Annotated in this window: 21 protein-coding genes and 1 pseudogene; 17 read left to right on the forward strand and 5 right to left on the reverse strand. The window is 61.3% G+C overall.

Going from position 1 to position 22,137, the window contains the following annotated elements:
- Position 1 precedes the first annotated feature (1 nt).
- The 10 genes and pseudogenes from EGM97_RS12350 to EGM97_RS12395 all read left to right on the forward strand — a co-directional run.
- Positions 2-109 (forward strand): annotated as a pseudogene (locus EGM97_RS12350) (metal ABC transporter ATP-binding protein); the annotation flags it as partial.
- 74 nt (positions 110-183) lie between these two features.
- Positions 184-915: a response regulator gene (locus tag EGM97_RS12355; protein WP_053153139.1), complete on the forward strand. Its 732-nt coding sequence runs from the start codon at positions 184-186 to the stop codon at positions 913-915.
- A complete protein-coding gene (locus tag EGM97_RS12360) occupies positions 905-2,374 on the forward strand; it encodes an ATP-binding protein (RefSeq protein WP_238960925.1) in 1,470 nt (489 codons plus the stop codon). Before EGM97_RS12355 ends, EGM97_RS12360 begins: the two co-directional genes overlap by 11 nt.
- 171 nt (positions 2,375-2,545) lie before the next feature.
- A complete protein-coding gene (locus tag EGM97_RS12365) occupies positions 2,546-3,805 on the forward strand; it encodes a D-mannose isomerase (RefSeq protein WP_238960924.1) in 1,260 nt (419 codons plus the stop codon).
- 114 nt (positions 3,806-3,919) lie between these two features.
- Positions 3,920-5,206 (forward strand): ABC transporter substrate-binding protein, encoded by a 1,287-nt coding sequence (locus EGM97_RS12370; protein ID WP_238960923.1) that lies wholly within the window; start codon positions 3,920-3,922, stop codon positions 5,204-5,206.
- A gap of 101 nt (positions 5,207-5,307) precedes the next feature.
- Positions 5,308-6,216, forward strand: a complete 909-nt coding sequence (locus EGM97_RS12375; protein ID WP_053153146.1) for a carbohydrate ABC transporter permease — start codon at positions 5,308-5,310, stop codon at positions 6,214-6,216.
- Positions 6,209-7,054, forward strand: a complete 846-nt coding sequence (locus EGM97_RS12380; RefSeq protein WP_053153148.1) for a carbohydrate ABC transporter permease — start codon at positions 6,209-6,211, stop codon at positions 7,052-7,054. Before EGM97_RS12375 ends, EGM97_RS12380 begins: the two co-directional genes overlap by 8 nt.
- 2 nt (positions 7,055-7,056) lie before the next feature.
- A complete protein-coding gene (locus EGM97_RS12385) occupies positions 7,057-8,217 on the forward strand; it encodes an ABC transporter ATP-binding protein (RefSeq protein ID WP_238960922.1) in 1,161 nt (386 codons plus the stop codon).
- Between the two features lie 137 nt (positions 8,218-8,354).
- Positions 8,355-9,701 (forward strand): carbohydrate porin, encoded by a 1,347-nt coding sequence (locus tag EGM97_RS12390; protein ID WP_238960921.1) that lies wholly within the window; start codon positions 8,355-8,357, stop codon positions 9,699-9,701.
- A 267-nt stretch (positions 9,702-9,968) separates the two neighbouring features.
- On the forward strand, positions 9,969-10,823 hold the full coding sequence (locus EGM97_RS12395) for a D-hexose-6-phosphate mutarotase (RefSeq protein ID WP_238960920.1): 855 nt from the start codon (positions 9,969-9,971) through the stop codon (positions 10,821-10,823).
- 41 nt (positions 10,824-10,864) lie between these two features.
- Here EGM97_RS12395 and EGM97_RS12400 read toward each other — a convergent pair whose 3' ends face one another.
- Positions 10,865-11,725, reverse strand: a complete 861-nt coding sequence (locus tag EGM97_RS12400; protein ID WP_172679636.1) for a MurR/RpiR family transcriptional regulator — start codon at positions 11,723-11,725, stop codon at positions 10,865-10,867.
- A gap of 197 nt (positions 11,726-11,922) precedes the next feature.
- Between EGM97_RS12400 and zwf the strand changes: the two genes are divergently transcribed.
- From zwf to EGM97_RS12415, 3 genes are read left to right on the forward strand one after another with little or no spacing between them, the layout of a single operon-like run.
- Complete coding sequence (zwf, locus tag EGM97_RS12405) at positions 11,923-13,392, forward strand: glucose-6-phosphate dehydrogenase (RefSeq protein WP_053153166.1); 1,470 nt, start codon at positions 11,923-11,925, stop codon at positions 13,390-13,392.
- Entirely contained in the window at positions 13,379-14,092 is a 714-nt protein-coding gene (gene pgl / locus EGM97_RS12410; RefSeq protein WP_238960919.1) for a 6-phosphogluconolactonase, read from the forward strand. Before zwf ends, pgl begins: the two co-directional genes overlap by 14 nt.
- A 17-nt stretch (positions 14,093-14,109) precedes the next feature.
- On the forward strand, positions 14,110-14,775 hold the full coding sequence (locus tag EGM97_RS12415) for a bifunctional 4-hydroxy-2-oxoglutarate aldolase/2-dehydro-3-deoxy-phosphogluconate aldolase (RefSeq protein ID WP_053153172.1): 666 nt from the start codon (positions 14,110-14,112) through the stop codon (positions 14,773-14,775).
- Between the two features lie 212 nt (positions 14,776-14,987).
- Here the strand turns inward: EGM97_RS12415 and EGM97_RS12420 are convergent, their stop codons facing one another.
- Together EGM97_RS12420 and EGM97_RS12425 are read right to left on the reverse strand one after the other, a co-directional pair.
- The gene (locus EGM97_RS12420; protein ID WP_238960918.1) at positions 14,988-16,175 is read right to left on the reverse strand and encodes an aminotransferase class V-fold PLP-dependent enzyme; all 1,188 of its coding nucleotides are present in this window, start codon (positions 16,173-16,175) and stop codon (positions 14,988-14,990) included.
- A gap of 12 nt (positions 16,176-16,187) precedes the next feature.
- Positions 16,188-16,424, reverse strand: a complete 237-nt coding sequence (locus EGM97_RS12425; protein ID WP_238960917.1) for a DUF3820 family protein — start codon at positions 16,422-16,424, stop codon at positions 16,188-16,190.
- 205 nt (positions 16,425-16,629) lie between these two features.
- On the opposite strand from EGM97_RS12425, the gene EGM97_RS12430 reads away from it, so the two are divergent.
- The 4 genes from EGM97_RS12430 to EGM97_RS12445 all read left to right on the forward strand — a co-directional run bounded on the left by EGM97_RS12430 (position 16,630) and on the right by EGM97_RS12445 (position 20,379).
- Complete coding sequence (locus EGM97_RS12430) at positions 16,630-17,094, forward strand: ferritin-like domain-containing protein (protein WP_053153183.1); 465 nt, start codon at positions 16,630-16,632, stop codon at positions 17,092-17,094.
- A 211-nt stretch (positions 17,095-17,305) separates the two neighbouring features.
- Complete coding sequence (locus tag EGM97_RS12435; protein WP_238960916.1) at positions 17,306-19,306, forward strand: FUSC family protein; 2,001 nt, start codon at positions 17,306-17,308, stop codon at positions 19,304-19,306.
- Positions 19,293-19,499 (forward strand): DUF1656 domain-containing protein, encoded by a 207-nt coding sequence (locus EGM97_RS12440; RefSeq protein WP_003198565.1) that lies wholly within the window; start codon positions 19,293-19,295, stop codon positions 19,497-19,499. Before EGM97_RS12435 ends, EGM97_RS12440 begins: the two co-directional genes overlap by 14 nt.
- Positions 19,500-19,509: 10 nt before the next feature.
- The gene (locus tag EGM97_RS12445) at positions 19,510-20,379 is read left to right on the forward strand and encodes an efflux RND transporter periplasmic adaptor subunit (protein ID WP_238960915.1); all 870 of its coding nucleotides are present in this window, start codon (positions 19,510-19,512) and stop codon (positions 20,377-20,379) included.
- A 179-nt stretch (positions 20,380-20,558) separates the two neighbouring features.
- On the opposite strand, the gene EGM97_RS12450 is transcribed toward EGM97_RS12445, so the two are convergent.
- Both EGM97_RS12450 and EGM97_RS12455 read right to left on the reverse strand, forming a co-directional pair.
- Positions 20,559-21,029 carry a MaoC family dehydratase gene (locus EGM97_RS12450; protein WP_003227420.1) on the reverse strand — a complete coding sequence of 157 codons (471 nt, stop codon included), beginning with the start codon at positions 21,027-21,029 and terminating at the stop codon, positions 20,559-20,561.
- A 61-nt stretch (positions 21,030-21,090) separates the two neighbouring features.
- Entirely contained in the window at positions 21,091-22,035 is a 945-nt protein-coding gene (locus EGM97_RS12455; RefSeq protein ID WP_238960914.1) for an alpha/beta hydrolase, read from the reverse strand.
- Positions 22,036-22,137: the final 102 nt, after the last annotated feature.

Here is a 22,137-nt window from a genome sequence, read left to right on the forward strand (position 1 = left end):
TTTGAAATGCAAATCCCCTGTGGGAGCGGGCTTGCTCGCGAAAGCGGTGTTTCATTCAACATTTTCGTCGGCTGACACGCCGCATTCGCGAGCAAGCCCGCTCCCACAAGGGGGTTGCGGTGTTTATAGATCCGGCTCATCAGGCATAATCCGCCCCAACCCAAACAACAAGGATGAGGCCCCGTGAGTTCAGTGAACAAATCGATTTTGTTGGTCGACGATGACCAGGAGATTCGCGAGCTGCTGGACACTTACCTCAGCCGTGCGGGATTCCAGGTGCGGACCACCCCCGATGGAGCCGGGTTTCGCCAGGCGCTGAACGAAGCGCCGAGCGACCTGGTGATCCTCGATGTGATGCTGCCCGACGAGGACGGTTTCAGTCTGTGCCGTTGGGTTCGCCAGCACCCGCGCCAGGCCCATGTGCCAATCATCATGCTCACCGCCAGCTCCGACGAAGCCGACCGCGTCATCGGCCTGGAGCTGGGGGCCGATGACTACCTGGGCAAGCCGTTCAGCCCGCGGGAACTCCAGGCGCGCATCAAGGCCTTGCTGCGCCGGGCTCAGTTCGGACAGGAGCGTGGGGGAAGCGAAGTGCTGGCCTTCGACGAGTGGCGGCTGGACATGGTCAGCCATCGGCTGTTTCACGCCGACGGGGAAGAGGTGATTCTTTCCGGTGCCGATTTTGCCCTGCTCAAGTTGTTCCTCGATCACCCTCAGGAAATCCTCGACCGCGACACCATCGGCAACGCGACCCGCGGCCGGGAGTTGATGCCGCTGGACCGGATCGTCGACATGGCGGTCAGTCGGCTGCGCCAGCGTCTGCGGGATACCGACAAACCGCCACGGCTGATCCGTACGGTGCGCGGCAGCGGTTATCAATTGGCGGCCAATGTGGTTGCCAGCAATGGTCACTGACTGGCTGCGGAAACTCGCCCGACGGCTGCCGGTGCCCCGTTCGTTGTTGGGACGGATGCTGCTGCTGACGCTGTTGGTGGTGTTGTTCGCCCAAACCTTGTCCAGCCTGATCTGGGTGTCACAACTGCGCGCCACGCAGCTTGAGGGCCTGGTGACCAGCGCCCGCAGCCTTGCTCATTCGATGACCGCCAGTGTCAGTTATTTGCGTTCGTTGCCGGTCGCGTACCGGCCGCTGGTGCTGGACCAGTTGCGCAGCATGGGCGGAACGCGGTTTGTCGTCACGCTCAACGACAAACCCCTGGGCATGGATGTCCTGCCCGTTACACCGCGTAAACTGGCGGTGCTCCAGGCGGTGGACGAGGTGCTGCGACGTTCCCTGGGCAATAACGCCGATATCTCCGTCAAGTTCGTCAGCCCCGAAGACCTGCGGATCTTCAACGGCGGACTCAAGCTCGATGAGTTGCCCCGTTCATGGGCTCATTACGCCCTGACCCTTGAGCCGGTGAACCCGCCGGTACTGGTCACGCAAATTCAGATGGCGCCGGGTGAGTGGCTGTACATCGCTTCACTGCTCCCCGAACCCTACACCAGTCTCGAAGAGCAGGACCTGCCCAAGCAGCAGGTCGGCTTTATCGTGCTCACCAGCAGTCTGTTGCTGTTGTTCATCGGCTTGCTGGTGCATTGGCAGAGCCGGCCTCTCAAGCGCCTGGCCCGGGCGGCGCGGAACATGTCGTTGGGCGCTGAAGTGGAGCCGGTGCCCGAGGGCGGCGGCAGCGAAGTGGTGGAGGTGGGGCGGGCTTTCAATGCCATGCGAGAACGCATCAGCCGTTACCTGACCGAACGCAGCCAATTGTTCAGCGCCATTTCCCACGACTTGCGGACACCCATCACGCGCCTGCGGCTGCGGGTCGAACTGCTGGAGGACGAGAATCTGCAAGCCAAGTTCGGTCGTGACCTGGATGAGCTGGAACTGCTGGTCAAGGGGGCGCTGCAGTGTGTGAAGGACACCGATATCCACGAGAACATCGAACCGGTGGATCTGAACCATGTACTCGATTGTCTGGTGGAGCCTTACGTGGCACCCAACGGCAACGGTCGCGTTACCCTGGATGGCCGGGCGCTGGCGCCGTATCCCGGCAAGCCGCTGGCCCTCAAGCGCTGCATTGGCAACCTGATCGACAACGCGCTGAAATACGGGCAGAACGCTCACCTGCACATCGATGACGATGAAACCGCATTCATCCTGCACGTCGACGACGAGGGGCCGGGTGTACCGGAGCAGCGTCTGGAACAAGTCTTCGAACCACACTTCCGCCTGGCCGGGCAACAGCAGGGCTACGGTCTGGGCCTGGGCATCGCTCGCAATATCGCTCACAGCCATGGTGGCGAAGTGAGCTTGCAGAATCTGCGTGAAGGGGGACTGCGGGTGACGTTGCAGTTGCCGCGTAGTGCTGATTAATCACACCGCGTTATCTTCATCGCGAGCCTGCTCGCGATGACATTAGTAGCCTCACCACTCTTCTCAGGTAAATGTCACAAGACGGTGACATAACGCTCCCCTTTCGTTACCTGCCCACCGCCCCCCCTTGTTTAGACTCCCTGCGTCAAAACAACAAAAAAGGTATTCCCGATGGACACCTTCCAACCGGCTTTCAGCAGTTGGCTGAACGCTCCTGCCCACCAGCAATGGCTCGCCGCCGAAGGCTTGCGGCTGCTGGCCTTCGCCAGGGCGTCGAGGCTGCCGGTCGGCTTCGGCAACCTTGACGAGCTGGGACGCCTGCCGGCCGGGGCCCAGGCCGAAACCATGAACACCGCACGCATGACCCACAGCTTCGCCATGGCCCACATCCAGGGCCTGCCAGGATTCGCCGAGCTGGTGGATCACGGCATCGAAGCCCTCAGCGGCCCGCTGCGGGACGCCGAGTACGGCGGTTGGTTCGCCACTGCGCAACCCACCGAGGACAACGCCGGCAAAGCCGCTTATCTCCATGCGTTCGTGGCCCTGGCCGCCAGTTCAGCGGTGGTGGCCCGGCGTCCCGGCGCCCAGGCGCTGCTGGAGGAAGCCGTGCGGGTCATCGACGAGCATTTCTGGAGCGAGGAGGAGGGCGCCCTGCGCGAATCCTTTTCCCGTGACTGGCGTGACGAAGAAGCCTATCGCGGCGCCAACAGCAACATGCACGCCACCGAGGCCTTCCTCGCACTGGCCGATGCCACTGACGACCCCCGCTGGCTGGCCCGTGCGCTGCGTATCGTTGAGCGTGTGATCCATGGCCATGCCGCCGCCAACGACTACCTGGTGGTGGAGCATTTCGACCGCGACTGGCAGCCGCTGCGCGAATACAACCACGACAACCCCGCCGACGGCTTCCGGCCCTACGGCACCACGCCGGGCCATGGTTTCGAGTGGGCGCGCCTGCTGTTGCATCTCGAAGCGGCGCGGGTGCGGATCGGCATGCTGACCCCGGGTTGGCTGGTCCAGGACGCGCAAAAACTCTTCGAACGGAACTGTCGCCACGGCTGGGAGGTCGATGGTGCGCCCGGCATTGTCTACACGCTGGACTGGGATAATCGCGCGGTGGTCCGCCATCGGTTGCATTGGGTGCATGCCGAAGCGGCCGCCGCTGCCAGTGCGCTGCTCAAGCGTACCGATGAAGCCCAATACGAGACCTGGTACCGATGCTTCTGGGAGTTTTGTGAGCGCCATTTCATCGACCGTTGCAACGGCAGCTGGCACCACGAGCTCGATCCTCAGAACCGCCCAAGCGCCGATATCTGGCCGGGTAAGCCGGACCTGTATCACGCCTGGCAGGCGGTGCTGATTCCGCGACTGCCCCTGGCGCCCAGCATGGCGTCGGCCCTGGCGGAGTATTCCAGCCTGGTCGCTGTGTAACCATGTCGTGACATAGACGCATCCCTTCGTTACCTGCGAGGGGATTTCCCCTGATTAGAATCCATGCAGCGCAAGCACCAGACTTGCATGCATAACAACAAGAAAGGTACTCAGATGAACGCGATCAATCGCCTCGCCGTTGCTGTTTCCATTGCCACGTTGTTCCCCCTCAGTGCTTTTGCCGCCGACTCGAAAGGGACGGTCGAAGTGGTGCATTGGTGGACCTCGGGCGGTGAGAAGGCGGCTGTAGATGTCCTGAAGGCCCAAGTCGAGAAAGACGGCTTCACCTGGAAAGACGGTGCCGTCGCAGGTGGCGGTGGCGCCACGGCCATGACCGTGCTGAAAAGCCGCGCGGTGGCCGGCAACCCGCCAGGCGTTGCCCAGATCAAAGGTCCGGACATTCAGGAGTGGGCATCCACTGGCCTGCTCGACAGCGACGTCCTGAAGGACGTTGCCAAGCAAGAGAAGTGGGATTCGCTGCTCGACAAGAAAGTCTCCGACACCGTCAAGTATGAGGGGGATTACGTAGCCGTGCCGGTGAACATCCACCGCGTCAACTGGCTGTGGATCAACCCTGAAGTCTTCAAGAAGGCCGGCATCGACAAAGCGCCGACCACCCTCCAGGAATTCTACGCCGCCGGCGACAAGCTCAAGGCTGCGGGCTTCATTCCTCTGGCCCACGGCGGCCAGCCTTGGCAGGACAGCACTGTATTCGAAGCCGTGGTGCTGTCGGTCATGGGCGCCGACGGTTACAAAAAGGCCCTGGTCGACCTGGACAACAAGGCCCTGACCGGACCGGAAATGGTCAAGGCACTGACCGAACTGAAGAAAGTCGCGACCTACATGGACGTCGATGGCAAGGGCCAGGACTGGAACCTGGAAGCGGCCAAGGTCATCAACGGCAAGGCCGGCATGCAGATCATGGGTGACTGGGCCAAGAGCGAGTGGACCGCTGCCAAGAAAGTCGCCGGCAAGGATTACGAATGCGTAGCCTTCCCGGGCACCGACAAGGCCTTCACCTACAACATCGACTCCCTGGCAGTGTTCAAGCAGAAGGACAAGGGCACTTCGGCCGGTCAGGAAGATATCGCCAAGGTCGTCCTGGGTGAAAACTTCCAGAAGGTCTTCAGCATCAACAAGGGTTCGATCCCGGTGCGTAACGACATGCTCAAGGACATGGCCAAGTACGGGTTCGACTCCTGTGCCCAGACCGCGGCCAAGGACTTCCTGGCGGACGCCCAGACCGGAGGCCTGCAACCGAGCATGGCGCACAACATGGCGACCACGCTGGCCGTACAGGGTGCGTTCTTTGACGTGGTGACCAACTACATCAATGACCCGAAAGCTGATCCGGCCGACGCCGCCAGGAAACTCGGCGCGGCGGTTCAGTCGGCCAAATAAGAGCAGTTGCAAGCTACAAGCTACAAGCTGCAAGGGTGTGTTTTAGCTCGCAGCTTGCGGCTTGTAGCTGCCCCTAATCTATCTTTGTACTGGATTTTCCCATGAGTTCTGTTGCTGTGTTCAGCAAAGCCTCGCCGTTCGATGCACTGCAACGCTGGCTGCCAAAACTGGTGCTGGCGCCCAGCATGTTCATCGTCCTGGTGGGCTTTTACGGCTACATCCTGTGGACGTTTCTCCTGTCGTTCACCAACTCGACTTTTCTTCCGACCTACAAATGGGTCGGCCTGGCGCAATATGCGCGGCTGTTCGATAACGACCGCTGGTGGGTGGCGAGCAAGAACCTGGCCGTGTTCGGCGGACTGTTCATCGGCATCACGCTGGTCATTGGTGTGTTGCTGGCGGTATTGCTCGATCAGCGCATCCGCCGCGAAGGTTTTATCCGCACCATCTACCTGTACCCGATGGCGCTCTCGATGATCGTCACCGGTACTGCCTGGAAATGGCTGCTCAACCCAGGCATGGGCCTGGACAAGCTGCTGCGTGACTGGGGTTGGGAAGGCTTTCGCCTGGATTGGCTGATCGACCCGGACCGCGTGGTGTATTGCCTGGTGATCGCGGCCGTGTGGCAAGCCTCGGGTTTCATCATGGCGATGTTCCTTGCCGGCCTGCGGGGTGTCGACCAGTCGATCATCCGCGCAGCGCAGATCGATGGTGCGAGCATGCCCACGATCTACTGGAAAGTGGTGCTGCCGAGCCTGCGTCCGGTGTTCTTCAGCGCCGTGATGATCCTGGCGCACATCGCCATCAAGAGTTTCGACCTGGTGGCGGCGATGACGGCCGGTGGCCCCGGCTACTCGTCCGACCTGCCCGCCATGTTCATGTATTCGTTCACCTTCAGTCGTGGCCAGATGGGCATGGGCTCGGCCAGTGCGATCCTGATGCTCGGTGCGATCCTCGCGATCATCGTGCCTTACCTGTATTCCGAGCTGAGGACCAAGCGCCATGACTAGTCTCGTCGCCAAACCGGGTATCAGCCTGAGTCGCATCGCGATCCATGCCGTGCTGATCCTTGCCGTACTGCTTTATCTGGTGCCGCTGGTGGTCATGTTGCTGACCAGCTTCAAGACGCCGGAAGACATCAGCACCGGCAACCTGCTCAGCTGGCCGACCGTGGTCAGTGGCATCGGCTGGGCCAAGGCCTGGGCCACGGTGAACGGTTACTTCTGGAACTCGATCATGATCACCGTTCCGGCGGTGCTGATCTCCACCGCCATCGGTGCGTTGAATGGCTACGTGCTGTCGATGTGGCGTTTCCGTGGTTCGCAGCTGTTCTTCGGCCTGTTGCTGTTCGGCTGCTTCCTGCCGTTCCAGACCGTGCTGCTGCCGGCCTCGTTCACCCTCGGCAAGATGGGGCTGGCCAGCACCACCACCGGCCTGGTGATCGTACACGTGGTGTATGGCCTGGCGTTCACCACGCTGTTCTTCCGTAACTACTACGTCAGCATTCCCGATGCGCTGGTGAAGGCGGCGCGCCTGGACGGTGCGGGCTTTTTCACGATCTTCCGCAGGATCATCCTGCCGATGTCGACGCCGATCATCATGGTCTGCCTGATCTGGCAGTTCACGCAGATCTGGAACGACTTCCTGTTCGGCGTGGTGTTCTCCAGCGGCGATTCGCAGCCCATCACGGTGGCGCTGAACAACCTGGTCAACACCAGCACCGGGGCCAAGGAATATAACGTGGACATGGCGGCGGCGATGATCGCCGGGCTGCCGACCCTGCTGGTCTATGTGGTCGCAGGCAAGTATTTCGTGCGCGGGCTGACGGCCGGCGCGGTCAAGGGGTAATCATGGCAACGCTCGAACTTCGCAATGTAAACAAGACCTACGGCGCCGGCCTGCCCGACACCCTGAAGAACATCGAACTGTCCATCAAGGACGGTGAGTTCCTGATTCTTGTCGGCCCTTCGGGTTGCGGCAAGTCGACCCTGATGAACTGCATCGCCGGCCTGGAAACCATTACTGGCGGCGCGATCATGATCGGCGACCAGGATGTCAGCGGCATGAGTCCCAAAGATCGCGATATCGCCATGGTGTTCCAGTCCTATGCGCTGTACCCGACCATGAGCGTGCGCGAGAACATCGAATTCGGCCTGAAGATCCGCAAGATGCCCCAATCGGCCATTGACGAAGAAGTGGCCCGGGTCGCCAAGCTGTTGCAGATCGAACACCTGCTCAACCGCAAGCCCGGCCAGCTCTCCGGCGGCCAGCAACAGCGCGTGGCCATGGGCCGCGCACTGGCGCGGCGACCGAAGATCTACCTGTTCGACGAACCGCTGTCCAACCTCGACGCCAAGCTGCGGGTCGAGATGCGCACCGAAATGAAACTGATGCACCAGCGCCTCAAGACCACCACGGTCTACGTCACCCACGACCAGATCGAAGCCATGACCCTGGGCGACAAGGTGGCGGTGATGAAGGACGGGATCATCCAGCAGTTCGGCACGCCGAAGGAGATCTACAACAACCCGGCCAACCAGTTCGTGGCGAGTTTCATCGGTTCGCCGCCGATGAACTTCATCCCGTTGCGCCTGCAACGCAAGGACGGTCGCCTGCTGGCTTTGCTCGACAGCGGCCAGGCCCGTTGCGAGCTGCCGCTGGGCATGCAGGACGTCGGTCTGGAGGATCGCGAAGTGATCCTGGGCTTGCGTCCGGAGCAGATCGCGCTGGCGGGTAGCGAACCGAATGGCCTGCCGACCATTCGCGCCGAAGTCCAGGTCACCGAGCCCACCGGCCCGGACACCCTGGTATTTGTCAGTCTAAATGACACCAAGGTTTGCTGCCGCCTGGCTCCGGACGTGGCTCCGCAGGCCGGGGAAACAATGACGCTTCAGTTTGATCCTCAAAAAGTATTACTATTTGATGCGAAGACCGGTGAGCGTCTAGGAGCGGCTGGTCAGGCGCAAGCCGAAGGGCGAGCGCCGAACGTGGCGCAGTTCAAAGGTCGGTGAAGAACAAATGTGGGGGCGAGCAGGCTCGCTCCCCCAAAGAAGTATGCGGTGGGTGGGAAACCGTCCACCGCAATCGTTGTAAACCGCGTTAGAAAAAATAAAAACAGTCAATAACAATAAAGACGAGGAATGTAGGGATGAAGAAGAAAAACAACGCCCAGCTTATCTGCCAGTTGTCAGCCGTTGCGGCGATGATGCTGGTGGGTAGCGCACAGGCTGACGAAGCGTTCAGCGCCGATTCGAAGTGGATGACGGGCGATTGGGGTGGTAAGCGCACCGAGCTGATCGAACAGGGCATCGACATCAAGGCTGACTACGTCGGCGAAGTGGGCGGCAACCTGCACGGGGGCTACAACAACGACAAGACTGCGCGTTATTCCGACCAGTTCGGTCTGGGCGTGGCTTTGGACCTGCAGAAGCTGTGGGGCTGGGACAACACCCAGGCCAAGATCCAGCTCACCAATCGTAACGGTCAGAACATCTCCAACGATCGTGTCGGCGACCCGCGTGCCGGCACCCTCAGCTCCTCCCAGGAAGTCTATGGCCGTGGCCACATGGTTCGCCTGACCCAACTGTGGATCAAGCACCAGTTCCTCGACGGCAAGCTGGACGTCAAGGCCGGTTACTTCGGCGAAGGCGAAGATTTCAACACCTTCCCCTGCGAATTCCAGAACCTGGCCTTCTGCGGTTCCCAAGTGGGTAACTGGGCGACCAACATCTGGTACAACTGGCCGGTCAGCCAGGCCGCGATCCGCGTGAAGTACAACCTCACGCCAGAGTTCTACGCGCAGATCGGTGCGTACAACCAGAACCCTTCGCAGCTGGAACACGGCAACGGCTTCAAACTCAGCGGCAGTGGCACCAAGGGCACCGTGATCCCGGTCGAGCTGGTCTGGTCGCCGAAGGTCAACAACCTGCCGGGCGAATACCGTGTCGGTTACTACAAGAGTACGGCTGATGCCGATGACGTCCGCGAAGACGACAACGGTGATGACGCCGCGACCACAGGTAACGCCTATCGCAGCCACAGCAGCAAGCACGGCTACTGGTTCGTGGCGCAGCAGCAACTCACCACCCACAACGGCGATGCGTCTCGCGGTCTGAACATCGCGGCCAACGCGACGTTCCACGACAAGGACACCAACATCGTCGACAACTACCAGTCGCTGATGTTCGTGTACAAGGGCCCGTTCGACGCTCGTCCGAAGGATGACATCGGCATCGGTTTCTCCCGCATCCATGTCAACGATGACGTGAAGAAAAACGCCGAGCTGACCAACGCGGCCAACGGTGTGAGCGACTACGAGAACCCACTGTTCGCTCCGCTGCGCGACACCGAGTACAACTACGAGCTCAACTATGGTGTCCACGTGACCAACTGGCTGACCGTGCGTCCCAACCTGCAATACATCACCCATCCAGGCGGTGTGGATGAAGTGGACAACGCGCTGGTGGCCGGCCTGAAAATTCAGTCGGTGTTCTAACGCTGTTGCGATAAGCTCCTCTCTATGTGCGCATATTTGCGGACGGCCAAGGCTGTCCGCTTTTTTTTGTGAAGTGGCTGGCCGGAACAGAACCCTGTGGCGAGGGGACTTATCCCCGCTGGGGCGCGCAGCGGCCCTGAAAATGGCAACTCAGCGCATCAGGTTACTGGTTGGGGGCCGCTTCGCAGCCCAGCTGGGATAAATCCCCTCGCCACAACAGCGTGTTTCACCCAATTGAGAGTTCAATGATTTCCAGGACCGTGGCCCATGCATGAGCATCCGCTACAACGCTTTTTCAAATCCTTGCGCGAGCGCCCGGTGTTTGCGTGGGAGCGCTATCGGCAGCGCGATGTGCTGGTGATCGATCATCCGCTGTGCCAGGCGGTGTTCAGTCGCCAGGGTGCGCAGTTGCTGCATTTCCAGCCTCGTGGCCAGAAACCGTGGCTGTGGTGCGCGTCCAAATGGCCGCACGTCGGCGCGATACGGGGCGGAGTCCCGGTGTGCTGGCCCTGGTATGGCCGCCATCCGAGCGAGAACGCCTGGCCATCCCATGGTTGGGCGCGTTTGATCGATTGGAAGCTGATGGACAGCCGCAGCGACGACGACGGCGTGCACCTGCACTGGCAGTTACAGCTGTGCGATTGGCAAGTCGACCTGCATGCAGACTTGGGCGAACGCATGGAATTGCGCTTGAGCACCGAGCATCAGGACAGCCTGCCCTGTCAATTGAGCCAGGCGTTGCACGCTTATTGGCGTATTGGTGACGTTGGCGAGGTAGCGCTGTCTGGGCTCGAGGGCGCGCAGGGTTACGACCATTTGAACCGTGCGGTTTGTCGGCAGGAAGGCGAATTACGAGTCGAGGGCGGCTGTCAGCGGGTGTTCCAGCACGAAGGGGAATTGCAGCTCAAGGACCGTGCCTGGCAGCGCCAATTGTGCATCGACACAGGCGACGGTACCGACACGGTGGTGTGGCATCCCGGCGCCCGACCGTTGCTGGGGGTGAGCTGGGATGAGGTCAACGAGTTCGTGTGCGTCGAGGCGGCCAGTGGCGGCACGGACAGCCTGTGCCTGGCGCCGGGGGAGCGGGCGCATTTGAGCTTGCAGGCGTGGGCGGGGGCTTAGGCAGGTTGTCAGTGTTGCTGCTGGCCCTATCGCGAGCAGGTTCAGTTGAACTCATCCCCCACCGGATACCGGCTCGCATTCAGGCTTTCCTTGATCTTGCGCAGATGCGGCTGGAAATCCACGCCACGGCGCAGGGTCATGCCGGTGGCGAGTACATCCAGCACGGTGAGCTGGATGATCCGAGAAGTCATCGGCATGTAGATATCGGTGTCCTCGGGCAACGGAATGTTCAGGCTCAGGGTGCTGGCCTTGGCCAGGGGGGAGTTTTCGGCGGTCAGGCCCAGCACCGAAGCGCCGTTTTCCCGGGCGATGCGAGCCACTTCCACCAGCTCACGGGTACGACCGGTGTAGGAAATGATCACGAACAACTCGCCGGTGTGGGCCACCGACGCGATCATGCGCTGCATCAGCACGTCGGCATGGGCGGTTACCGCCAGGTTGAAGCGGAAAAACTTGTGCTGGGCGTCCAGAGCCACCGGGGCCGAGGCACCGAGGCCGAAGAAGTGGATCTGCCGGGCCTGGATCAACAGGTCCACGGCACGGCTGATCAAATTTGGATCGAGTGCCTGGCAGGCGCTGTCCAACGAGGCAATGGCACTGCCGAATATTTTCTGGGTATAGGCTTGCGGATTGTCGTCGGCTTCTACTGCACGACTGACATAAGCAGCGCCGCTGGCCAGGCTTTGCGCCAGCTGCAGTTTGAGTTCCGGGTAGCCGCTGACGCCGAACGAGCGGCAGAAACGGTTTACCGTGGGTTCGCTCACCGACGCGGCCTGGGCGAGGGCGGCGATGCTGAAGCGAGTGGCCTGCTGTGGGTTGAGCAGGATCACCTCGGCCACCTTGCGCTCGGCCTTGTTGAGGTCTTCAAGGCGACTCTGGATCTGCTCCAGGAGATTTCGCACGCGGTCCATAAAAGATTCCTAGAAAAGACGGGTCTTTGATACGACCCTTTGTGGTGGCCTATCCTACTGTTGGCTCCGGCGGACCACCACTCGGAATCAATATTTTCGGAAAATGTTGTGGTTATTACTACATTTTTCCTTGAGTGATGCCTTGAAAAAAGGTATTTGTAGCTTAACTTGATAAAAGAACAAACATCATGCCTCCGATTACGGTTGAACCGTGCACCTTTGCCTTGTTCGGCGCGCTGGGCGATCTGGCCTTGCGCAAGCTGTTTCCTGCCCTCTACCAACTCGATGCGGCGGGCCTGCTGCACGAGGACACGCGGATCCTCGCCCTGGCGCGGGAACCGGGTAGCGAGCAGCAGCATCTGGCGTTCATCGGCACTGAGTTGCGCCGCTACGTTGGCGACAAGGACCTGAGCGAAACCGTCGTCGAGCGCTTCATGGCACGATTGACCTACCTGCATGTGGATTTCCTCAAGGCTGACGATTACGTCGCCCTGGCCGAGCAGGCCGGTTCCGCCCAGCAGGTCATCGCCTATTTCGCCACGCCGGCAGCGGTGTACGGCGCGATCTGCGAGAACCTGGCGAAGGTCGGTCTGAGCGAAAACACCCGTGTCGTGCTGGAAAAACCCATCGGCTCGGACCTGGAATCGTCGCGCAAGGTCAACGATGCCGTGGCGCAGTTTTTCCCGGAGAACCGCACCTATCGCATCGACCACTACCTGGGCAAGGAAACCGTACAGAACCTGATCGCGCTGCGGTTCGCCAACAGCCTGTTCGAAACCCAGTGGAACCAGAATTACATTTCCCACGTGGAAATCACCGTGGCCGAGAAAGTCGGCATCGAAGGCCGCTGGGGCTATTTCGACAAGGCCGGTCAACTGCGGGACATGATCCAGAATCACCTGTTGCAGCTGTTGTGCCTGATCGCCATGGACCCGCCGGCCGACCTGTCCGCCGACAGCATCCGTGACGAGAAGGTCAAGGTGCTCAAGGCCCTGGCGCCCATCAGTCCGGAAGGCCTGACCACCCAGGTGGTGCGCGGCCAGTACATCGCTGGCCACAGCGAGGGCAAGGCGGTGCCTGGCTATCTCGAAGAACCCAATTCCAATACCCAGAGCGACACCGAAACCTTCGTCGCCCTGCGCGCCGACATTCGTAACTGGCGCTGGGCCGGCGTTCCGTTCTACCTGCGTACCGGCAAGCGCATGCCGCAGAAGCTGTCGCAGATCGTCATCCACTTCAAGGAACCGTCCCACTACATCTTCGCGCCGGAGCAGCGTTTGCAGATCAGCAACAAACTGATCATCCGCCTGCAACCGGACGAAGGGATTTCCCTGCGGGTGATGACCAAGGAGCAAGGTCTGGACAAGGGCATGCAATTGCGCAGCGGTCCGTTGCAACTCAATTTTTCCGACACCTGGCGCAGCGCACGGATTCCCGATGCGTATGAGCGGCTGTTGCTGGAAGTCATGAACGGCAATCAGAACCTGTTTGTCCGTAAAGATGAAATCGAAGCCGCGTGGACGTGGTGTGACCAGTTGATCGCCGGATGGAAGAAGTCCGGTGACGCGCCCAAGCCGTATGCGGCCGGGTCCTGGGGGCCGATGAGCTCCATCGCACTGATCACGCGGGACGGGAGGTCATGGTATGGCGATATCTGAACTGAAACTGCCCCAGGGCGTCAGCGCCCTTGAATTCAAGAGCCCGGTGCTGTTGGCCGAAGGGCTGGCGTTGAAAGTGGCCGAGCAATTGCGCGAAGCGATTGAAACACGTGGTGCGGCGACCCTGGTGGTCTCCGGCGGTCGTAGCCCGGTGGCGTTTTTCCAGAGCCTGGCCAAGCAGGCGCTGGATTGGTCGAAAGTGGTAGTGAGCCTGGCCGACGAGCGTTGGGTACCGGTTGAGCACGCCGACAGCAACGCCGGCTTGCTCAAGCGTTACCTGTTGCAGGGGGCCGCAGCCAAGGCTCAGTTCCTGAGTCTCTACAGCGCCAGCGCCAACCTGGAGGCGGCTGCCGAACAGGCGGATCGCTTGCTGGCCGAGTTTCCGCCCATCGACGTGCTGGTCCTGGGCATGGGCGATGACGGGCACACCGCCTCGCTGTTTCCCGACAGCCCGAACCTGGCCGAAGCCCTGGATGCCCAGGGGACTCGTCGTTGCTGGCCGATGCTGGCGCCGACCGTGCCGCACCAGCGCCTGACGATGAGCCGTGCCTTGCTGGCTTCGGCGAAGCACAAGGTGCTGTCGATTTCCGGTCAATCGAAGTTGACCACCCTGAACGCCGCGGTGGCTGGTGACAATGTCGCCGAGATGCCGATCCGTGCGTTTTTGCAACCTACGTTAGAGATTTACTGGTGCCCATGAACCTAGGATCAGCCGCTATGAAAAACCCATCCCCGACCGTTTCCATGGCGGACAAAGTTACCCTGATCGACAACCTCTGCGCCAAGGCGCGGATCCTGCCGGTGATCACCATTGCCCGTGAACAGGACATCCTGCCGCTGGCCGATGCGTTGGCCGCCGGTGGCCTGACGGCGCTGGAAGTGACCTTGCGTTCCCAGTATGGCCTCAAGGCCATTCAAGTGCTGCGCGAGCAGCGCCCGGAGCTGGTGACCGGCGCTGGCACCGTGCTCGACCGTCACATGCTGGCCGCTGCCGAGGCCGCTGGTTCGCAGTTCATCGTCACCCCGGGCATCACCCGCGATCTGCTTGAGGCCAGTGTCCAGAGCCCGATCCCGTTGCTGCCGGGCATCAGCAACGCATCCGGCATCATGGAAGGCTATGGCCTGGGCTATCGCCGCTTCAAGTTGTTCCCGGCGGAAGTCAGCGGCGGCGTTGCGGCCCTCAAAGCGCTGGGTGGTCCGTTCGGCGAAGTGAAGTTCTGCCCTACCGGCGGCGTTGGCCCGGCCAATATCAAGAGCTACATGGCGTTGAAGAACGTGATGTGCGTGGGCGGTAGCTGGATGCTCGATCCCGAATGGATCAAGAACGGCGACTGGGCCCGCATCCAGGAATGCACCGCCGAGGCCCTGGCGCTGCTGGACTGAATCTGACCGAATTTCGTTGGGTGTATCTACGGCTTTACGGTGCGCTTGGTCGGCGCGCCGTTTTTTTTTGCCCTGATTTTCTGACTAGACACAGCCTCCTGTGGCGAGGGGATTTATCCCCGCTGGGTCGCGCAGCGGCCCCACTCCCTTTCGGGCCTGCTCCGCAGTCCAGTGGGGATAAATCCCCTCGCCACAGAAGGCGGCGCGAGTCGTTATATATGGCTGAGCTCGAACAGGGCCTGGGTCAGCCGCTCGATGTCGCTGGCCAGCGTGATCAACCCCGGCGTGATACGGATGCAGGGTCCAACATGGGTGTTGCGTACCACCGTGAAGATCCCGTAATCGTTGAGCAATCGATCGGCCATCGCCTGCTGGTCTGTCCGAGCGGTAAAGCGCATGGAAGTGATGCCGCAGTAGAGTCGCCGATCATCCGGCGTCATCACCTCGATGCCCGGTAGGTCACGCACGGCACTCACCCACAAATCACGCAAGTAGGCGAGCCGTGCGCCCTTGGCCGGGGCGCCCCCCAGGGCACAGTGCTCTTCGAAGACCAGGGGCAGGGTCATCAACGCCGGGATGTTGGGCGTGCTGTGGGGTGTGCGGGAGCGAATGTCGTTCAACGGATGACTGGCATCGCCCATATCCGGGTCGATGTCGGCCAGCCGCTGCGGGTCGATGTACAGAAACCCGAGGGCCAGCGGGCCGCCGATCCATTTCTGCAGATTGAAGCCGGCGAACGGGATTCCCAGCTTCTTCAGATCGAAGTCGATCTGCCCCAGGGCATGGGCGCCGTCGAGAATGATGTCGACGCCGAATTCCCGCGCCGTTTCGGCAATGGCCTGGACCGGCATGACCAGCCCGGTCAGGTGGTTGACGTAGGTCAGCGTCATCAGCTTCAGGCGAGGGTAGCGGATGAGCGCTTCGCGATAGGTCCCCACCAGGCTTTCGAAACTGGCAGGGTGCTGGTGGACCAGCTCGATCACTTCCACCCCACGCTGGCGAGCCAGCCAACGCATGGCGTCCCTGACCGATGGGTATTCCAGGTCGCATATCAGGATCTGATCGCCTGGCACCAGGCCGTTATAGTTGCGGATCAGGGAGTGGAGGGCGTCGACCGCGCTACGGACCAGCGCCACGGTTTGCGGGGCGACATCGATCAGCTCCGCGACCTGGCGGCGAATCGCTTCGCCATGTTCACGGTCGAAGTGCTGGCGCACATAGACCGAGTTGCTGCGGTTGATGAATTCGATGTTGCGCTGGTATTCCTCCACGACCGTTCGCGACATGCGGCCGAAGTAGCCGTTCTCCAGATTCAGCGGCCCATCGGGGTCAACATCGTAGCGGCCGACAAAGGTCTGCCAGAAAGCTTCATCGTGGGCGCGCAGCGTATTCTCGGGCATGGTGAGGCTCAATCAGGGACGGGGCTTGGGTTTGCCGTGTTTCAGGCGCAGGGGATCGAGCAGATCGGACAGACCGTTGTGATCGATTTCCTGCATCAATGCCAGCAAACCCCCCAGTTCCCCGTGCGGGAAGCCTTCGCGGGCGAACCAGTTGAGGTATGGACCGGGCAGGTCGGCCAGGATTCTGCCCTTGTATTTGCCAAAGGGCATCTGGCGCGTCACCAGCAGTTCGAGGGTTTCCGGATTCATGGCAAATGTCTTGATTCAACAGCCTTGAAAAATACAGGCATTCTGCATGCAGGCCAAATGACAGATCATGCAAATAACGCGGATACAGTTTGCTTGTTACGAATTAATTATTTGATTTTTAATGATTTTTTATTTCGATTTAATCTGGCATGGCCGATGCAACGTTCCTTGCAGGTTTTTTATTCACCAGCAAAGGAACTGAAAAATGACCGATATGAACAAAGAAGCCATCTCCGTCCTCAACGACCTGATCCAGACCAGCAAGGACGGTCAGGAAGGTTTCAAGACCTGTGCTGAAGACATCAAGCACCCTGAACTCAAGGCTCTGTTCGTTCAGCGCGCCGCCGATTGCGCCACTGCCGCGTCTGAGCTTCAAGCCGCTGTTCGCTCCCTGGGCGGAGATCCGGAAACCTCCACCAGCGTAGCCGGTGACTTGCACCGCCGTTGGGTCGATGTGAAGTCGATGTTCACCGGCAAGGATGAAGAGGCGGTGCTCAACGAGGCCGAGCGTGGCGAAGACCATGCGAAGAAGGCCTATCAGGAAGCGCTTGAAAAGATCAACAAGCACAATCTGGTCGGCATTCGTGATCTGGTAGAGCGTCAGTATCACGGCGTGCAACGCAACCATGATCAGGTCAAGGCCTTGCGTAATCGGGCTAAAGCCAGCTGAGTACGCCTGTTGTCCAAAAAAACGCCAGCCAGTCTGGCGTTTTTTTGTGGTTGCGATTGCGCACGGCGTTTGCCTCCGGAAACGTAAAAGTGTGTTGCTCGATCTTGGGGTAATTGGCTATGGACTCAAGTAGATAGCTAGCTAATAATTGCGCTGTCCCTGCATTTGTCGTTGCGACTATTGTTACTGCAATCCTTGAAGAGTTTCTTGCGTGCCCATTACTTTGCAGGCCTTGTTTGCCCCCGACCGCCTCGCTGTGCAGTTCGCCATCAAAACCGTACTCGGTGGTGGGCTGGCGCTATGGCTGGCTCTGCGCTGGGGTCTGGAGCAGCCGTCATGGGCGCTGATGACCGCGTTCATCGTGGCTCAACCCTTGTCCGGGATGGTGGTGCAGAAGGGCTTGGCGCGTTTGCTCGGCACCTTGGTAGGAACGGTCATGTCAGTGGTGTTCATGGGCCTGTTCGCCCAGGCGCCATGGTTGTTCCTTCTGGCGCTGGCGCTATGGCTAGGGCTGTGCACGGCCTGCTCCACGTTGCTGCGCAGCGCTTGGTCTTATTCCTTCGTACTGGCTGGATACACGGTGGCGATCATTGCCCTGCCGGCCATTTCCCATCCGTTGACCGTGTTCGACCAAGCGGTGGCGCGCTGCACCGAGATCAGCCTGGGCATTGTCTGTGCGACGGCGGCCAGCGCCTTGCTGTGGCCGTTACGGGTCGAGCGGCAACTGGCGGATCAGGCTCGTGCCGCCTGGCAAAGTGGGATGCAGGCCGCCCGTGCTACCTTGGCCGGTGACGCCCAGGCGCGAAAAGGCTTGTTGGAAATCCTCGGCAAAATCGTCGCCGTGGACGCCCAGCGTGAACATGCCTGGTTCGAAGGCCGCCTCGGCCGGCAGCGTGCCCGGGCCATCAGCGGCTTGAGCCAGAAGCTGCTGATGCTGTTGCGCATATCCCGTTCGGTGCGCCGGCAATGGAAGCAGCTCGAGCCGCAGGAAGCCGAGGCCTTGAAGCCCTGGATGGATGACGTGCAACACGCCCTCGCCGCCGACAGCGCAACGCTGCACGCCTTGCGGCCCAGGGTGTTGGACGCCTCCCATGATCCTGACATCAGCTCGGCGCAAAGTTATTGCCTGGCCCGCTTCGCCTTGTTGCTCGATACCGCCCTGGCTGCCTGCGCTGCGCTGTCGGCGGTGCAGGAGGGCAGGGAGGCGGCGGATCCGCCACGTACCCTCACGCCGCACCGTGACCTGTCCCTGGCGATGGTGTTCGGCGCCCGCAGCGCCCTGGCGTTTCTCGCCGTGAGCTGTTTCTGGCTGGCGACGGCCTGGCCCGCCGCATCGGGTGCGCTGCTGCTCACCTGCGTGGTGTGCAGCCTGTTTGCCAGTCGCGAAAACGGTGCGCAGATCGGCCTGAGTTTCCTGCGGGGCATCCTGCTGGCCGTGCCGACGGCCTTCGTGGTCGGCGAGATCGTGCTGCCGCAATGGAGCAGTTTCGCGATGCTCTGCATGGCCATGGGCGTGCCGCTGTTTTTGGGGGCGCTGGGCATGGCCAAGCCGCCGATTTTCGCCACGGCCACCTCGTTCGTTCTGCACTTTATCGTGCTGGTGTCGCCGCTCAATACCATGAAGTACGACGTTGCCGCGTTCTTCAATAATGCCCAGGCCATGATGATCGGCGTGGGGGCGGCGGTGCTGGCGTTCAATCTGCTGATCCTGCGCGATCCTGCCTGGCACAGCCGTCGACTCCTGGCGGCGACGCTCGACGACCTGGTGCGCCTGACCCATCGCAACCTGCGCGGCGCCGAAAGCTGGTTCGGTGGACGCATGGCCGACCGCTTGCTGCAACTGGCGCGGCATTATCCCGAGTTGCCGGTACCGGCACGCAGCCGTTGGGATGATGGGTTGTTGGGCCTGGACATCGGTGATGAGTTGTTGCACCTGCGCCTGAGCCTGGCCGTTGCCCAAGTGCCCGATCACTTGGCGCAGGAGCGCTATTTCGACGCGTTGGAGCGGGTGCTCCAACGTGGCCCTGTCGGTGAGCAGGCCGAGGCGTTGGCTCCGGCGAGCGCCGAGTTCCTGAAGGTGCTGTCGGCGCAGCCGCCGGGCGATGCGTTGAAGCTGGCCCAGGGGGCGGTGGTGCAATTGCAAAACAGCTGGCGTGCCTGGTGCCGCCAGCACGAACCTGAACGACGGGAGCACAGCCATGGGCTTGCGTGAATGGTCGATCGGCGGGGTGCTGCTCAGCCCGTTTCTGATTTATGTCGTGCTGGCTCTGCTGGTGACCGGTGCCTTGCGCCTGTTGCTCAGCCTCGTGCCGGCCGGGCGCTGGATATGGCATGAGGCGTTGTTCGACTGCGCCCTGTACGTCTGCGTCCTGACTGTCATAACTGTGGTCCTCGGGCCGTTATAAGGAGTTGAATATGCGGACCTCCGTACGCGTCGCCGTCACGTTGAGCGTGGTGGCGGTGGCCATCTTCGCCGGCTTTCATCTGTGGCAGTACTACATGCTCACCCCCTGGACCCGGGATGCGCGGATCCGCGCCGACGTGGTGGTGATTGCCCCTGACGTATCGGGCTGGGTGCGCGAGCTCAAGGCTGTGGACAACCAGCAGGTCAAGGCGGGCGACCTTTTATTGAGCATTGACCGCGAGCGTTTCGAGGCGGCGGTGGAAAAGGCCCGGGCGGTGGTCCAGACCCGCCAGCAGCAACTGAGCCTGCGCGAACACGAAGCCAGTCGCCGCGCCGCCCTTGGACCCCAGGCCATCAGCGCCGAGCTGCGGGAGAACGCCCAGATCAATGCGGGCATCGCCCGGGGCGAACTGCGCGAAGCCCAGGCCGAAGCCAAGGTTGCCGAGCTCAACCTGGCCCGCAGCCAGGTGCTGGCCCCACGCAGCGGCCACATCACCAACCTGCGGTTGGCCGAAGGCAACTACGTGAACGCCGGGCAGCCGGTCATGGCGCTGATCGACGACTCGACGTTTTATGTGCAGGCCTATTTCGAAGAAACCAAATTGCCGAGGATCCGCGTGGGCGATCCGGTCAAGGTCTGGTTGATGAGCGCCGACCATGCGCTGGAGGGGCACGTGGAAAGCATCAGCCGCGGCATCACCGACCGCAACACCAACCCCGATACCCAGTTGCTGGCCGAGGTTGAGCCGACCTTCAACTGGGTGCGCCTGGCCCAGCGGATTCCAGTGCGGATCAAGCTGGACAAGGTGCCGGACGGGGTCAGCCTGAGTGCGGGGATGACCGCCAGTGTGCAGGTGCAGGAGGGAGGTGGGACTCGATAGCTCTGGCACTGAGATAATTGTGGCGAGGGGATTTATCCCCGTTGGGCTGCAAAGCAGCCCTAGAGCCTGTTACCTCGGTGTGCCAGACAGATTGAGTTGACTGTTTTGGGGCCGCTTCGCCGCCCAGCGGGGATAAATCCCCTCGCCACAGGTAGATGTCACACCAGAGATAGGGCCGCTCAGCCGATGCTGATCGCCGGCAAAGTCGGCAAGGTCACGGTCTGTTGCTTGCGCGGTGCGAGGATTTCGGCCTCGCCGTCGACCACCAGCTCGTCGCGCTGGTTGAACACGCGGGTGGCGATGCGCACGCGGAACTTCGGCAGCTTTTCCAGGATTTCCAGGCGCACGGTCAGGGTGTCGCCGATTTTCACCGGCTTCTGGAAGCTCATCTGCTGGCCGATGTAGATGGTGCCCGGCCCAGGCAATTCGCAAGCCACCGCCGCGCTGATCAGTGCACCGCTGAACATGCCGTGGGCGATGCGTTCCTTGAACATGCTCGCCGCCGCGAACTCGGCGTCCAGGTGCACCGGGTTGTGGTCGCCCGACATCGCGGCGAACAGCTGGATGTCACGCTCTTCGACGGTCTTGCTGTAGCTGGCAGTCTGGCCCACTTCGAGGGCTTCGTAAGGGATGTTGGTAACCTGGGTCATTTGTCTCAAATCCTGTGACGGGTAAAAAGGAAAAACGCAGCCAGCGGGCTGCGCCAGGAAATTACTCGCTTCGTGGCGGCCGTTTGTGGCTCAACGCCTGGGCGATCCAGGCCAGCACGTCGGTCGTCACCTCATCGCGGTTGGTTTCGTTGAACAATTCGTGCCGGGCCTGCGGGTAAATCTTCAATTGCAAGTGCCGGTTGCCGGCGTCGCGCAGGGCATCGGCCAGATCCTTGAGACGCTTGCCTTCGCTCACCGGATCACATTCGCCGCCAATGACCATCAGCGGCAGGCCCGGATCGATCTGGGCGAGATTGGACGCTTTGCTGATTTGCTGCAATCCGCCGAGCAGATCCACCCATAGCTGGTTGGTGCAACGAAAGCCGCACAGCGGGTCCTGAACGTATTTGTCCACTTCGGCCGGGTCACGACTGAGCCAATCGAAGGCCGTACGCGTTGGTTTGAATGCCTTGTTGAAACTGCCGAACGACAGCCACTCGATCAAGGCGCTGCGCCCGGCGGCCCCCTGGCGCCAGCGTTCGAAACGGGCGATCTGGCGAGCGGCGCGATAAAGCGCCACCGGTTGAAAATTGGAACCGCTGAGAATCGCTCCATGCAGGCTTGCACTGTGATGCAGCAGATAAGCCTGGGCGATATAGCTGCCCATACTGTGCCCCAGCAGCAGGATGGGGGTCTCGGGATGTTGCTGGCCGATGTGCTGATTGAGACTGGCCAGGTCACCCACCACTTTGGCCCAGCCGTCATGGTCGGCGTAATGGCCCAGGATCGCGCCCTCGGCGGTGCGGCCGTGGCCGCGCAAGTCCGGGGCGAGGACGCCATAACCTTCGTTGCACAGCGCCTGGGCCAGGCGTGCGTAGCGGCCACTGTGTTCGGCCATCCCATGGGCCACCATGATCACTGCCCGGGGGGCGTTTTCGGGCAGCCACTGATTGACGAACAGGCGGCTGTGGTCGGTCGTGGTCAGCCAGAACGTTTCATGAATCATGACGATTCCTTTGCAGGGGAGCATGCGCGCCGTTGCTGCATTGTATAGCCCATCCGCTGCGTTCCGCCTGATCAGGCCATGCGTAGGCAGCAAGATTCACAC

Source organism: Pseudomonas sp. AF32, assembly GCF_022342325.2.
GTDB lineage: Bacteria > Pseudomonadota > Gammaproteobacteria > Pseudomonadales > Pseudomonadaceae > Aquipseudomonas > Aquipseudomonas uvaldensis.

Excerpts from the sequence above, each read along its gene's own strand:
- EGM97_RS12375 (WP_053153146.1), top strand. The coding sequence starts at position 5,308 with ATGAGTTCTGTTGCTGTGTTCAGCAAAGCCTCGCCGTTCGATGCACTG.
- EGM97_RS12360 (WP_238960925.1), top strand. The coding sequence starts at position 905 with ATGGTCACTGACTGGCTGCGGAAACTCGCCCGACGGCTGCCGGTGCCC.
- EGM97_RS12380 (WP_053153148.1), top strand. The coding sequence starts at position 6,209 with ATGACTAGTCTCGTCGCCAAACCGGGTATCAGCCTGAGTCGCATCGCG.
- EGM97_RS12455 (WP_238960914.1), bottom strand. The coding sequence starts at position 22,035 with ATGATTCATGAAACGTTCTGGCTGACCACGACCGACCACAGCCGCCTG.
- EGM97_RS12395 (WP_238960920.1), top strand. The coding sequence starts at position 9,969 with ATGCATGAGCATCCGCTACAACGCTTTTTCAAATCCTTGCGCGAGCGC.
- EGM97_RS12385 (WP_238960922.1), top strand. The coding sequence starts at position 7,057 with ATGGCAACGCTCGAACTTCGCAATGTAAACAAGACCTACGGCGCCGGC.
- EGM97_RS12390 (WP_238960921.1), top strand. The coding sequence starts at position 8,355 with ATGAAGAAGAAAAACAACGCCCAGCTTATCTGCCAGTTGTCAGCCGTT.
- EGM97_RS12440 (WP_003198565.1), top strand. The coding sequence starts at position 19,293 with ATGGGCTTGCGTGAATGGTCGATCGGCGGGGTGCTGCTCAGCCCGTTT.
- zwf (WP_053153166.1), top strand. The coding sequence starts at position 11,923 with ATGCCTCCGATTACGGTTGAACCGTGCACCTTTGCCTTGTTCGGCGCG.
- EGM97_RS12365 (WP_238960924.1), top strand. The coding sequence starts at position 2,546 with ATGGACACCTTCCAACCGGCTTTCAGCAGTTGGCTGAACGCTCCTGCC.
- EGM97_RS12415 (WP_053153172.1), top strand. The coding sequence starts at position 14,110 with ATGAAAAACCCATCCCCGACCGTTTCCATGGCGGACAAAGTTACCCTG.
- EGM97_RS12445 (WP_238960915.1), top strand. The coding sequence starts at position 19,510 with ATGCGGACCTCCGTACGCGTCGCCGTCACGTTGAGCGTGGTGGCGGTG.
- EGM97_RS12425 (WP_238960917.1), bottom strand. The coding sequence starts at position 16,424 with ATGAATCCGGAAACCCTCGAACTGCTGGTGACGCGCCAGATGCCCTTT.
- EGM97_RS12420 (WP_238960918.1), bottom strand. The coding sequence starts at position 16,175 with ATGCCCGAGAATACGCTGCGCGCCCACGATGAAGCTTTCTGGCAGACC.
- EGM97_RS12450 (WP_003227420.1), bottom strand. The coding sequence starts at position 21,029 with ATGACCCAGGTTACCAACATCCCTTACGAAGCCCTCGAAGTGGGCCAG.
- EGM97_RS12370 (WP_238960923.1), top strand. The coding sequence starts at position 3,920 with ATGAACGCGATCAATCGCCTCGCCGTTGCTGTTTCCATTGCCACGTTG.
- EGM97_RS12430 (WP_053153183.1), top strand. The coding sequence starts at position 16,630 with ATGACCGATATGAACAAAGAAGCCATCTCCGTCCTCAACGACCTGATC.
- pgl (WP_238960919.1), top strand. The coding sequence starts at position 13,379 with ATGGCGATATCTGAACTGAAACTGCCCCAGGGCGTCAGCGCCCTTGAA.